The 13,263-nt window shown below is 46.2% G+C and carries 13 protein-coding genes; 10 read left to right on the top strand and 3 right to left on the bottom strand.

The annotated features are described in order from the left end of the window. Position 1: 1 nt before the first annotated feature. From fliM to flhB, 7 genes are all read left to right on the top strand, one after another. Positions 2 to 1,051: a flagellar motor switch protein FliM gene (gene fliM / locus AC5O63_RS18090; protein WP_272786638.1), complete on the top strand. Its 1,050-nt coding sequence runs from the start codon at positions 2 to 4 to the stop codon at positions 1,049 to 1,051. Between the two features lie 21 nt (positions 1,052 to 1,072). Next, positions 1,073 to 1,483: a flagellar motor switch protein FliN gene (gene fliN, locus AC5O63_RS18085; protein ID WP_171322449.1), complete on the top strand. Its 411-nt coding sequence runs from the start codon at positions 1,073 to 1,075 to the stop codon at positions 1,481 to 1,483. Positions 1,484 to 1,496: 13 nt separating this feature from the next. Continuing rightward, on the top strand, positions 1,497 to 1,904 hold the full coding sequence (gene fliO, locus AC5O63_RS18080; protein WP_494505827.1) for a flagellar biosynthetic protein FliO: 408 nt from the start codon (positions 1,497 to 1,499) through the stop codon (positions 1,902 to 1,904). Continuing rightward, positions 1,891 to 2,760: a flagellar type III secretion system pore protein FliP gene (gene fliP, locus AC5O63_RS18075; RefSeq protein ID WP_494505826.1), complete on the top strand. Its 870-nt coding sequence runs from the start codon at positions 1,891 to 1,893 to the stop codon at positions 2,758 to 2,760. Before fliO ends, fliP begins: the two co-directional genes overlap by 14 nt. Positions 2,761 to 2,773: 13 nt before the next feature. Then, a complete protein-coding gene (gene fliQ / locus AC5O63_RS18070; protein ID WP_494505825.1) occupies positions 2,774 to 3,043 on the top strand; it encodes a flagellar biosynthesis protein FliQ in 270 nt (89 codons plus the stop codon). An 8-nt stretch (positions 3,044 to 3,051) separates the two neighbouring features. Beyond that, positions 3,052 to 3,834, top strand: a complete 783-nt coding sequence (fliR, locus tag AC5O63_RS18065) for a flagellar biosynthetic protein FliR (protein ID WP_004744471.1) — start codon at positions 3,052 to 3,054, stop codon at positions 3,832 to 3,834. Positions 3,835 to 4,109: 275 nt separating this feature from the next. After that, positions 4,110 to 5,240, top strand: a complete 1,131-nt coding sequence (gene flhB, locus AC5O63_RS18060; protein WP_494505824.1) for a flagellar biosynthesis protein FlhB — start codon at positions 4,110 to 4,112, stop codon at positions 5,238 to 5,240. Positions 5,241 to 5,397: 157 nt separating this feature from the next. Here flhB and smrB read toward each other — a convergent pair whose 3' ends face one another. Further along, positions 5,398 to 5,928 (bottom strand): endonuclease SmrB, encoded by a 531-nt coding sequence (gene smrB, locus AC5O63_RS18055; protein WP_494505823.1) that lies wholly within the window; start codon positions 5,926 to 5,928, stop codon positions 5,398 to 5,400. Positions 5,929 to 5,990: 62 nt separating this feature from the next. Between smrB and prmB the strand changes: the two genes are divergently transcribed. From prmB to AC5O63_RS18040, 3 genes are all read left to right on the top strand, one after another. After that, positions 5,991 to 6,923, top strand: coding sequence for a 50S ribosomal protein L3 N(5)-glutamine methyltransferase (gene prmB / locus AC5O63_RS18050; RefSeq protein ID WP_494505822.1), 933 nt, complete (start codon positions 5,991 to 5,993; stop codon positions 6,921 to 6,923). Between the two features lie 183 nt (positions 6,924 to 7,106). Further along, entirely contained in the window at positions 7,107 to 8,192 is a 1,086-nt protein-coding gene (gene aroC / locus AC5O63_RS18045) for a chorismate synthase (protein ID WP_004744475.1), read from the top strand. A 235-nt stretch (positions 8,193 to 8,427) separates the two neighbouring features. Continuing rightward, a complete protein-coding gene (locus AC5O63_RS18040) occupies positions 8,428 to 10,332 on the top strand; it encodes a bifunctional metallophosphatase/5'-nucleotidase (RefSeq protein WP_494505821.1) in 1,905 nt (634 codons plus the stop codon). A 39-nt stretch (positions 10,333 to 10,371) separates the two neighbouring features. Here the strand turns inward: AC5O63_RS18040 and AC5O63_RS18035 are convergent, their stop codons facing one another. Together AC5O63_RS18035 and AC5O63_RS18030 are read right to left on the bottom strand one after the other, a co-directional pair. Further along, positions 10,372 to 12,372, bottom strand: a complete 2,001-nt coding sequence (locus tag AC5O63_RS18035; protein WP_494505820.1) for a DUF885 domain-containing protein — start codon at positions 12,370 to 12,372, stop codon at positions 10,372 to 10,374. Positions 12,373 to 12,630: 258 nt separating this feature from the next. After that, complete coding sequence (locus tag AC5O63_RS18030) at positions 12,631 to 13,254, bottom strand: trimeric intracellular cation channel family protein (RefSeq protein WP_272786647.1); 624 nt, start codon at positions 13,252 to 13,254, stop codon at positions 12,631 to 12,633. Positions 13,255 to 13,263 lie beyond the last annotated feature (9 nt).

The raw sequence follows: 13,263 nt of genomic DNA, 5'->3' as shown, positions 1-13,263 counted from the left end.
AGTGACTGATCTATTAAGCCAAGATGAGATTGATGCTCTCTTACACGGTGTAGATGACGTTGATGAGGCCGAAGAGGAAGAAGTTGCCTCGGATGCCAGTGCGGTAGACTTCGACTTCTCATCGCAAGACCGCATTGTTCGTGGTCGAATGCCAACGCTAGAGTTGATCAATGAGCGCTTTGCTCGCCATATGCGCATCAGCTTGTTCAACATGCTGCGCAAAACCGCTGAAGTCTCTATCAATGGCGTTCAGATGATGAAGTTTGGTGAGTACCAAAATACCCTGTACGTCCCCACCAGCTTGAACATGGTACGCTTTAGACCACTAAAAGGTACCGCGCTAATTACCATGGAAGCACGTTTGGTGTTTATCTTGGTAGAGAACTTTTTTGGTGGCGATGGTCGTTTCCATGCTCGTATCGAAGGTCGTGAATTTACCCCAACCGAGCGTCGTATCGTTCAGCTTCTGCTTAAGATCGTGTTTGAAGATTATAAAGAAGCTTGGTCGCCTGTCATGGGGGTGGAGTTTGAATATCTAGACTCTGAAGTGAACCCGAGCATGGCGAACATCGTCAGCCCGACAGAAGTGATTGTTGTGAGCTCATTCCATATTGAAGTGGATGGCGGTGGTGGTGACTTCCACGTGGTGATGCCGTACTCCATGGTTGAGCCGATTCGCGAGCTTTTGGATGCAGGTGTCCAGTCTGACAAGATGGAGACTGACGTTCGTTGGAGTACTGCGCTGCGTGAAGAGATTATGGATGTTCCAGTTAACTTCCGCGTAGATTTGCTAGAGCAAGACATCTCGCTGCGAGACTTAATGGAGCTCCAACCAGGCGACATTATTCCTATTGAGATGCCAGAACATGCGGTGATGTTTGTTGAAGAGTTGCCAACCTATCGAGTGAAGATGGGACGTTCAGGGGACAAGCTCGCAGTTCAGGTATCAGAAGAAATTAAACGACCAGATGTGGTTAAAACGGATATCGCCTTCTTAGGTAAAGACGTCATCTCTGAACTAGAAGAAGACGAAGGCGAAATCGAAGATTAAGAGATTATATAGGTAACAAGTATGGAACCGAGTGACGACCAAAAACTGGCGGACGAATGGGCTGCCGCATTAGGTGAAGATCCTGATGCACCTGAGGTAGACGTCGATGAAGTGATGAATGCCCAGTTAGATGAGCTTCAAGACACCTCGTCACCAATCACCGACGATGAGCGTCGTAAGCTAGATACCATCTTAGATATTCCAGTGACCATTTCGATGGAAGTGGGTCGCTCGCAGATTAGCATCCGTAACCTACTGCAGCTTAACCAAGGTTCAGTGGTGGAATTAGAGCGTTTGGCGGGTGAGTCATTGGACGTACTGGTTAACGGCACTCTGATTGCTCATGGCGAGGTTGTTGTGGTCAACGATAAGTTTGGTATTCGTCTTACCGATGTAATCAGTCAAACTGAGAGAATTAAGAAACTACGATAGTGCAAGGATAGCTATGTCTTTCAAGGTTAAGGAGTACTTATTTTACTCACTTATACTGCTTTCTCCTTCTGCAATGGCTACCGTTTCTCAACCCGGTAGCCAGCTTGATTGGGCGACCACTTTTGGGTCGCTCTTATTCGTTATAGTCTTTATTTTATTCTTGGCATGGCTACTCAAACGAATGCGAGTTCCAGCCTTAGTCAATCAGAAAGGCCTAAGCGTAGTGCGCCAAATTGCGGTGGGCCACAAAGAACGTATTGTGATTGTACAAGCAGGAGAAGAGCAATTTTTAGTTGGCGTGACTGCGCAATCAATCCAACTGATCTCAAAACTGGAGAAACCTTTGTCTCAGGAGGAGATGGCTGCGAGTCCTTTTTCCAATCAACTGACTCAGCTATTGAAGAAGAATGAAAAAAGCTAATAACCTAACATTGATTGTCTTAGCGTTTGTTCTGACACTGTTTTCTGCGTTCTCTCAAGCTCAGCTGGAGATAGAAACCCCTGTACCGAGCAATGTGGCTCCGTCCGAATCTGTGACAGTCACTGCGATGGAAAAGGAGCAAGGGGCGTCACGCACAATAGCCGCAGGCACAACGACTGGTGGTGGTATTCCTGCCTTTACCATGACTACCAATGCTGACGGTGGCGAAGACTACTCTATCAACCTACAGATTCTCGCCTTGATGACCATGCTTGGTTTCTTACCAGCCATGGTTATCTTGATGACATCTTTCACGCGAATTGTCGTTGTTATGTCTATCCTTAGGCAGGCGATGGGTCTCCAGCAAACACCGTCAAATCAGGTGATAATCGGTATTGCTATCTTCCTCACCTTCTTCATCATGTCGCCGGTGCTAAATAAAATTAACGATGATGCGATTCAGCCATACATCAATGAGCAGATAACCGCTCGCGAGGCGTTTGATTTAGCTCAGGTGCCAATGAAAGACTTCATGCTTAAGCAAACACGAGTTAAAGACTTAGAAACCTTCGTTAATATATCGGGCTCGACGGCGACAGCCCCTGAAGATGTTTCGATGGCAGTGCTTATCCCAGCCTTTATCACTTCGGAGCTAAAAACGGCATTCCAAATCGGCTTTATGCTGTTTTTGCCATTTTTGATTATCGACTTGGTGGTGGCATCGGTATTGATGGCGATGGGTATGATGATGCTTTCGCCGATGATCGTCTCCTTGCCATTTAAGTTGATGCTGTTTGTTTTGGTCGATGGCTGGAACCTAATTTTGTCGACCTTGGCCGGCAGTTTCGCCTTGTGACGGGAGAAAGACTATGACTCCTGAAATGTTCGTTGAGCTGTTTCGTGAAGCACTTTGGATGGTTCTCCTCATGGTGTGCGCAATCATTATTCCCAGTCTGTTGATTGGTTTAGTGGTTGCTATTTTCCAAGCGGCGACCTCGATCAATGAACAAACCCTAAGTTTCTTACCTCGTTTAATTGTCACGCTACTCGCGCTGATGTTGTTTGCTCACTGGATGACACAAATGCTAATGGAGTTTTTCTTTAGCATGATTGAGCGACTGCCTCAGGTACTATATTAGGTAGCGTTATGGAATACCCAACGAGCATCGTTTTAGACTGGATTGCCAACTATTTTTGGCCTTACACCCGAATCGCAGCCATGCTGATGGTGATGTCGGTAACGGGTGCTCGTTTTGTCTCTACTCGTGTTCGTCTCTATTTGGGGTTAGCGATTACTTTCGCAGTCATGCCAGCGATTCCAGCGGTGCCGGACAATATTGAATTGCTCTCTTTTGCTGGCTTTATGACACTACTGGAGCAGATCATCATCGGTGTTGCGATGGGCACAGTTACCCAGTTTATGATCCAGATTTTCGTTATCTTGGGTCAGATCTTAGGTATGCAGTCGAGCTTGGGTTTCGCCTCCATGGTTGACCCAGCCAATGGACAGAACACCCCCTTGCTTGGTCAACTATTTATGTTCCTCGCGACCATGTTCTTCTTAGCAACTGACGGTCACTTAAAGATGATCATGTTGGTTGTGATGAGCTTTAAATCTTTGCCGATTGGGACGGGGTCATTAACCACGGTCGATTTTAGAGAATTGGCCCTGTGGCTAGGCATTATGTTTAAAGCCGCATTGAGTATGTCGTTGTCAGGCATTATCGCTCTACTGACGATTAACCTATCGTTTGGTGTTATGACGCGTGCTGCGCCGCAGCTGAACATTTTCTCTTTGGGCTTTGCGTTTGCGCTTATGGTCGGTTTGCTGTTGTGTTGGTACATCATTGCCGGACTCTATAACCACTATGAGCTAATCTGGTTACAAGGTGAACAGCAAGTTTGCTCGTTTATCAGGTTGAACTGCTAGGGTCTGTTGACCTTTTGAGCTGATTTTTGCAGCAGTTTGTGGGTTTTTTATGCAAGGCAGAGGCTTTGAATTGTAGTTGCCCTACCAGATAAGCCGATAACGCAGCAGAAGGGAGCCACAAACGCTGCCCGAAGGGTTCGGCTAAAAGCGTTCTACTCTTTGTTGAGAGGTGTTTTGCTTAGAATGACTAGGCGGCAAACCTCTCGCCGCGATTAAAACGCTTTTATCTCGAACAAAATTTAACCGCAAAAGGTCAACAGACCCTAGGAGGCTGAATGGCAGAGTCAGACGGTCAAGAACGCACAGAAGATGCCACGCCCAGACGCTTGCAACAGGCCCGTGAAAAAGGGCAGGTTGCAAGGTCAAAAGAGCTAGCATCGGTATCTGTATTGGTCGTAGGAGCCATCTCTCTAATGTGGTTTGGCGAGAGTCTTGCGCGCGCTTTATTCAGTTCAATGGGCAGATTGTTTACTCTCTCACGCGAAGAAATATTCGACCAAGTTAAGCTATTTGATATTGCCTTGGGCTCGCTAGGTAGTTTGCTACTACCATTATTGCTTATTCTAGTGACACTGTTTCTGGCGGCGTTAATCGGTGCCGCTGGGGTTGGTGGAGTGAGCTTTTCAGCGGAAGCCGCCATGCCCAAATGGTCAAAGATGAACCCGTTAAGCGGCCTAAAGCGTATGGTCGGTTTGCAAAGCTGGGTTGAGCTGATTAAGTCCATTCTGAAAGTGGCATTGGTTTCAGGCATGGCGTTTTATTTGATCAGTGCTGCCAAAGAAGACCTATTTCAGTTGAGCCTAGATGTTTATCCGCAGAACATCTTTCACTCGCTTGATATACTGCTCGACTTCATCTTACTGATTAGTTGTACCTTGTTGGTAGTTGCAGCTATCGATATTCCATTTCAGATTTGGCAACACGCCAATCAACTGAAAATGACAAAGCAAGAAGTGAAAGACGAATACAAAGAGACTGAAGGTAAGCCTGAAGTTAAAGGTCGTATTCGTATGTTGCAACGCGAAGCCGCCCAGCGACGCATGATGTCTGAAGTTCCACAAGCTGACGTTATTGTGACCAACCCAGAGCACTTTTCCGTTGCGCTGCGCTACAAGCAAGACACAGACCGAGCGCCAATTGTGGTCGCCAAAGGCACTGATCATATGGCGCTTAAAATCCGTGAGATTGCCCGCGAGCACGATATCTATGTTGTTCCGGCTCCACCCTTAGCTCGCGCGCTGTACCATTCAACAGAACTAGAGCAAGAGATCCCAGATGGGTTATTTACCGCTGTGGCACAGATCCTTGCCTACGTATTCCAGCTAAAACAATACCGCAAACGCGGTGGTCAAAGACCAAACCTCAAAGCGTCAGAGTTGCCGATTCCACCGGAGTACAGGAAGTAGGGCTGGCCCGGAACGGGCTGCGCCCTATGGAACGCTTCGCTTATGGAAAACGGGATCGGGCTTCGCCCTGCGGGAAGAACAAAGTTGACTCGCTAAGGAATTCAATCACCCTTAGTTATCCAGTTATCCGTAGGACGAAGTCCGTTCTCGAATCCCGTTATTTCTCCGGAATTGAAAGCAGCACCAACAGGGCGCCATCGCCGCCAAACTCTAACGGTGCTTGGTGGAAAGCCATCACGTCAGGGTGCTGAGCAAGCCAAAGTGGGGCTTTTTGTTTAAGGATGTGTTTACCAATGCCATGCTGCACACAAGCACAAGAGATTTCATTCTTAATGCAATAGGCGATCATCGCGCCAAGCTCGCGTTTTGCTTCTTGCTGCGTCATACCGTGCATATCTAAAAACACATCGGGCACGTACACACCACGACGCAGGCGTTTTACCTCGTACTGGGAAACATCATCACGGGAATAACGTGTTGGGCCATCTTCATTGAGAAGCGGAACAAACTCATCTGAGAAGTAAAACTCTGTATCGCTTGCTTCACGGGCAGTTCGAGTAATTTCTTTTTGCTTAGTATTTTTTTTTGGCTGCTGGACTATGGTATCCTGTGACAACTTTTTTACGCCTTGTACTGCATCCCTAAAAAGGGCGAAGTCGTCATCCATATCGGTGTCTTTTTTGCTCATGGGACTAATTAGTAAATATATAAATGCAATTAGCAGTATTGTAGCGCTTTTCGGAGGCAATTTTGGATAAGATTTTTGTAGAAGAAGCGGTTTCAGAACTTCACACGCTTCAAGATATGATTCGTTGGACTGTGAGTCGTTTCAACGCTGCGAACCTTTTTTACGGTCACGGCACTGATAACGCATGGGATGAAGCGGTACAGCTGATTCTTCCAACACTGTACTTGCCAATTGATGTGCCTCCGCATGTACTGAATTCTCGTCTGACAACCAGCGAGCGCATGCGCATCGTTGAACGTGTAGTGAAGCGCATTAACGAGCGCACTCCAACGGCTTACCTAACCAACCGTGCTTGGTTCTGTGGCCTAGAGTTCTTTGTTGATGAGCGTGTATTAGTGCCACGTTCTCCAATTGGTGAGATGATTCAAGCGGAGTTCCAGCCTTGGTTAGTTGAAGAACCAACACGCATCATGGATCTTTGTACTGGTAGTGGTTGTATTGCTATCGCTTGTGCGCACGCTTTCCCTGAGGCGGAAGTGGATGCGATTGATATCTCAACCGATGCTTTGCAAGTTGCCGAGCAGAACGTTCAAGATCATGGTATGGAGCAACAAGTTTTCCCAATCCGTTCTGACCTATTCCGTGATCTACCAAAAGAGAAGTACAACCTAATCGTGTCTAATCCACCATATGTGGACGAAGAAGACATGAACAGCCTACCAGACGAGTTCGCTCACGAGCCGGAGCTTGGCTTAGCAGCGGGTACAGATGGTCTGAAGCTTGTACGTCGCATTTTAGCTAACGCGCCAGATTACCTCACCGACAGCGGTATTCTTATCTGCGAAGTGGGCAACTCTATGGTACATATGATGGAGCAATACCCACATATTCCATTCACGTGGATTGAGTTCGAGAACGGCGGTCACGGTGTGTTTATGCTCACTCGCGAACAGATGTTGGAACATGCAGCAGAGTTTTCTATCTACAAAGATTAATGCTTTGAATCGATGATTTAAGTGAAACGCCAAGCAGACATTGCTTGGCGTTTTTTATTGCGGGTTAAAAAGCGAAATAGATCCTTTTTAGGGGTTTACATCAAACCGTAATAAAGCGACTATGAATTTACGAAGAATTGAAGTGTAAAGCCCAGTTTACGGGCGCATAGGATTGAGGAAGTAATGGCAGGAAACAGTATCGGACAACATTTCCGAGTAACCACATTCGGGGAAAGTCACGGTATCGCACTAGGATGTATCGTCGACGGATGCCCTCCGGGTTTAGAAATCACTGAAGCGGATATTCAAGTTGATTTGGATCGCCGTCGCCCAGGCACTTCTCGTTATACCACTCAACGCCGCGAACCGGATGAAGTAAAGATTCTTTCTGGCGTATTTGAAGGTAAAACAACGGGTACTTCAATTGGACTGTTGATTGAAAACACCGATCAGCGCTCAAAAGACTATTCAGAAATTAAAGACAAGTTCCGTCCGGGCCACGCGGATTACACTTACCATCAAAAGTATGGCGTGCGTGATTACCGAGGTGGTGGTCGCTCTTCTGCGCGTGAAACCGCAATGCGTGTTGCCGCGGGTTCTGTTGCTAAGAAATATCTTAAGCAAGAATTTGGTGTTGAAATCCGTGCTTATCTTTCTCAAATGGGTGATGTCTCAATTGAGAAAGTCGATTGGGATGAGATCGAGAACAATGCCTTCTTCTGTCCAGATGCTGACAAGGTAGATGCATTTGACCAACTTATTCGTGATCTGAAAAAGCAAGGTGACTCTATTGGCGCTAAGCTTCAGGTGGTTGCCACCAATGTCCCAGTAGGTCTTGGTGAGCCAGTATTTGACCGTTTAGATGCAGACATCGCACATGCACTGATGAGCATCAACGCAGTGAAAGGTGTCGAGATTGGTGACGGCTTCGATGTTGTAAACCAAAAGGGCAGCGAGCACAGAGATGAGCTGACTCCAGACGGTTTTGCCAGCAACCATGCAGGTGGCATCTTAGGCGGTATATCTACAGGTCAAGATATCGTGGCGAATATCGCGCTTAAGCCGACGTCAAGTATTACCGTGCCAGGTGAAACTATCACTAAACAGGGTGAACCTACGCAGCTGATAACAAAAGGTCGTCATGACCCATGTGTAGGTATTCGTGCCGTACCGATTGCTGAAGCCATGTTAGCAATTGTGGTGCTGGATCATCTGCTGCGTCATCGTGGTCAAAACCATGGTGTAACGACTGAGACACCGCAGATTTAAGCGAGTCATTAATTTGAAAACGGCCTCCAATTTGGAGGCCGTTTTATTTTGAGTGCCTATGAGTTACCGGTTCTTGTATTTTCTCTGTAAATGGTTAATTTTAAGGTGTGATGTATGTCATAAATGTTATTGTAATCATAGAGTTAAGTTGTTGTTATTCTCGATATTGATCACGTTTGATTGGTAAGGTTTGTACTAGTATCCGTTTGGTTTACTAACAACTAGGTGAATACTAATGAACAAGAAGCTGTTATCTTGTGCAATCCCTTTTTTCCTCTCTTTTCCTACATTCGCCGCTGATGGAGATATCCATCAGGTCACCATCCTAGGTACGTCAGATATTCATGGCCACTTTATGCCTTGGGACTACGCCGCGGACAAACTCAACATGCGTGGAAGCCTTAGCCAAATCGCGACAAAAGTTAAGGCGATTCGCCAGCAAGAGTCCAATATCATCTTGGTCGATGCGGGCGATACCATTCAAGGCAACTTTGTCGAGACATTCAAAGACGAGCCTGTAGACCCTATGATGCTTGGCTTCAATGAAATGGATTATGACGTTTGGGTCTTGGGTAATCATGAATTTGATTTCGGCGTCAGTGTGCTCAATCGCTCGCTCAAACAGTTTAAAGGCCAAAGCTTAGCTGGCAACATTAAGCGCCCAGACGGTAACCGATTCTTACCGGGTTACACGATTATCGAGCGTGGTGGCATAAAAATTGGTGTGATTGGCATGGATACCCCAATGACCGAAGTGTTTGCGCAAGGGACTAACCGTTTAGATGGTATGACATTTACTAACCCTAGCCTCGAAGTAAAGAAGATCATTAAGAAGCTTGATGATCAAGTCGATGCACTAGTGCTGGTCGCGCATATGGGGATTGATAATGAGAATGACATTGCTGATACGGGCGTGACAGATATTGCCAATATCAATCCAGAATTAGATGCGATCGTCGCAGGCCATATGCATACACGCATTGATAAGGCTGTCGTCAATGGGGTTATTGTTACAGAGCCAGATAAGTATGGACGTGCGCTTTCTCGGGTCGATCTTCAATTTGAAGAGCGCGATGGGCAATACACCTTAATCAATAAAGACAGCTTTACTTATAAGATTGATGGCATTGTCTCTGACGAGAAAATGGAAGAGTTGTATCAGCCTTACCACAAGCGTTTGAGAGAGATGGCCAATCGTCCCATCGCCGAGCTAAAAGGTGTTGACCTAGTGCCTGAAAATGAAATCCGCGGAATTCCGCAAGTTCATGTGCAAGATACCGGGATAAGTGCCTTATACCAAGAAGCTAGCTTCTATTACTCACCGAAAGCAAATGTGATTGCACTACAAATTGATAACGATAAAGCACAGCTTAATGTCGGGACAATTAAAGCCAAAGACATCGCCTACAACTATCAGTATGCGGGTGGCGAAATTACCGTTTATGAGATGACAGGTAAAGACCTTAAGACTTACATGGAGTGGTCAGCAGGGTACTTTAACTCGGTGAAGCCTGGTGATGTGACTTACAGCTTTGACCCAGAGCGTCGCGCATCAAAATACTCGACGAACGACTTCTTTGCAGGTGTAACCTATAAGATCGATTTAACCCAACCGAAAGGTCGACGAATCACAGATCTTAAGTTCGCAGATGGAACCCTTGTTAAAGATGATACGGCGATTCGCCTAGGTATGAATAGCTATCGTATGGGCCATTTGACTAAGCAAGGTGGAGTGCTTGAAGGTCGTGACTTTAAAGTGTTGTCTGATTCGAAAGCGGTGTATGGTGAAGAACAAGGTACGATTCGCAACTTAACCATCCGCTATTTGACTGAACAAAAGAAAGGCCACTACCAAAGCAAGCCGCAAAAGCGTTGGCAGCTAGTGGGCATGGATGATAGTTACAACAAAGAACGAGAAGTGGTTAAGACTTTGATCAACGAAGGCAAAATATCGGTGCCTAGTAGTGAAGATGGAAGATATACCAACATTGCTTCAATCAATGTCAAAGGGCTTAAGTTTGCCAATGACCAAGCAGCGAAAGAAGCGGTGCAAATGCGTCAAAGCAAATTTGCCTCAGCTTCAGATTATGAAAAACAGGCTCTTGAGAGAGACATCGCAATAATAGAAGCAATTAACTAAATAGAATGGGCTTGGTAATACCAAGCCCATTTTCTATCTCTATTTTTTTGACGCTATCCAATTGTTGATGTTTTCGCGCACCACTTCCATCGGTTGTTGTCCGTAGCGCAGTAGCTGATCATGAAACTCGGCATAGCTGAATTGATCACCTAGCTCACTTTGTGCTTTAGCCAGCATTTCTTTGATCACCAAGTAACCTGATTTGTAAGAAACAGCTTGGCCTACATAGGCAGCATAGCGGAAGCTTTCCGATTCGATATCTCCGTCCCCAAGCGCCGAGTTAGCTTTCATATAGTCACGCGCTTGTTGAATGCTCCAACCTTGGCTGTGAATGCCTGTATCAATAGCTAAACGCATATTTCGCAGTTGTGCTTCATTGAGGCTGCCAAAGTATTGAAGGGCATTACACTCTTGCTCATCTTTATAGATGCCTCCCTGCAACTGGCTGTAATCAGCGTTAGCGGTACACATCCCAGTGCCGTTGCTAAAGCTCGGTTTACCATGGCTATCTAACTCACCATAAATACCCATTTCCAGCCCTAGCCATTCGGTATAGAGTGCCCAACCTTCACCGTAGGCGGTGTACCAAATATCCTCCATATAGGCGGGTTTATTTGCTGGTGGGTATTCTAGCGCGTAGGCATTTTGGAAATGGTGCCCCGGTGCGGCTTCATGAAGCAGTAGCGTAGAGACATTCCATTTCTGTAAGCTGTAGTCTGGATTTGTGTTTAGAGTGAAGACATTGTCATCATAGGACGCGACACCAGCGTACAGTTCGTCTTCTGCCGCGGTTGGCTCAATCGAGTAGTCGGTTTTAATCGGTTTGAAATAACCTTGGACGACATCATTGGCATTGACTTTGAACAGGTAGTAATCCGTCAGTGCCCCTTCACATGCCGTGGGAACAGAGGCGTGGCTACATACTTCACTGTACTGGTTATCATCGGTGGAGTAGCCATCTCGTCCATAGAAAAACTGCTCGCTATTGAGGTATTTAAAAAACTCCTCCAGATTAATTTTTCCTGAATCGTTAGCCAGCTCAAAGGTGTGTTTTGCAATCTTGCCAGTGACTGGGTCTCGATAATCTGCTTCTACGATTGCGCCGCGTTTTTTAACCACAAGCTCAGCTACGCGAATCATTTCAGCTTTAGCATCCGCAACCAGTTGTTCTCCTAAGCGATGTAATTCTGCAGCGGATTTTCCAGTGGTGCTGTTTCTATCTAAATGCCATTGATACCAGCTTTGTCCGTTAGGCAGATCCCCCCAACCGATATTGGTATCGGTAAGCTGTCCATCGCCACGCGCAGCTTGGGTGTACTGACCGTGAAGGTAAGCGAGGAGCTTTTGAGTGGCAAGTTGTGCCTTGCCCACTTCTTTTTCGTATTGATGGATAAATTCAGGGCTGTACTCAGGCTGAGTTTTTAGATCCTTCAAGCCGACCTTGAGGATAGAAAAATCATCATAACTAATCGCATCGACACTGCTTTGGTAAAGCCTTTCAGCAAGAATTGCGGGTAACTGTATGCCTTCTAGTTGACCTTGCTGGTATTGGCTGCGTAGGTTGTTGACCCAAGACGTGTACTCTTGAAGCGTTTCGAGTTGATCTTGATAGGTTCTCGAATTATCACCATTGGTCTCGATCGCAGCACCTGCTTCTTCCGCGTTCCATTGAATGTAGTTGTAGAAGTGGGTAACTGGCACATCAAGGTTGCCAAAGCGAGCATTAGCAAAGCTAGCGCCACGGATTGCTATGGTGCGATCAAATTGAAACGTATCGAAGTAAACCTTCTCTTCATCCGTTAAAGCGCTACGGTCAATTTCGAGTAATTTACTCAGGTAGAGTCGATCGAGCGTTTGTTTCGCCGCAGCCATTTGATCGTTAACGATGCCAAATTGCGAGTTGTCCAATGACTTAGATTGCGAGCCATATTCATCAAGCAGAGCAGATAGCTGTTGAGAGGCATCCGGAGTGGATAGAGTGCTACACCCAGAGAGGCTAAGCGCAAGTACGGAGAGAGTAAGACCTAGTCTATTTTTCATTGTTAGACCTTTTTGCTTATAAATTTAAGTAGGAGTAAATAGGAAAGGTCTGGGGTGGATGGGCTAATGCCTGAACTTTCCTTATTGGCGATAAGGGTAAGATAAATGGCTCGCTAGGATTGTGCAAAAGGTCACAGGATTAACTTACTGATTACTAACCACTTGTGTACACAAAATTGAAAGTGAGTGGTTATGTAAATGGCGGGTAAATAGATGAGTGGATATAAAAACGCCCTGTAAAACAGGGCGAATGTGAGATTAGTGCAGTGAACCTTCGGTTTCGAGGTGGAATGACGGCAAACGCCACTTGAAGCGAACTGCGGCCATACGCAGTAGGTAACCGACGATCAGGGTAGAAATGGTTGCTGTCACATCGTTAACACCGAACTCTAACTGAAGTAAGTACATGCCTGATGCGATAAGCGCTACAGAAGCGTACAGCTCTTCATGAAGCACTAGCGGCGTTTGGCGACAAATTAAATCTCGCAATAGACCACCAAAGACACCAGTCACTAATGCTGACACCATACAAATCAGTGCATGGTGACCCATGCCCATCGCCACTTTAGTCCCGATGATGCTAAACACAATCAGGCCCAAGGCATCTAATCGAATGAATAAGCCTTTGAGCTTGATAACCCATTTTGCTAAACCTGTTGTTAGAACACCCGCCACACAGGTAATGGCAAGAAACTCAGGGTTTTTGACCCACCCAAGCGGGTAGTGACCCAGTAGAATGTCACGAACCGTACCGCCACCAATGGCCGTTGCACTGGCTACAAGCATAACGCCAAACCAATCCATTTTGCGTCTGCCAGCACTCAAAGCTCCTGTCATCGCTTCCGCTGTAATACCGATAATATATAAAACACTTAGCAGCATGGTGAAATC

The sequence above is a fragment of the Vibrio sp. SCP2 genome (assembly GCF_059295395.1).
Note: the sequence above shows the minus strand (reverse complement) of the source record. Positions and strands in the feature narration are given on the sequence as shown.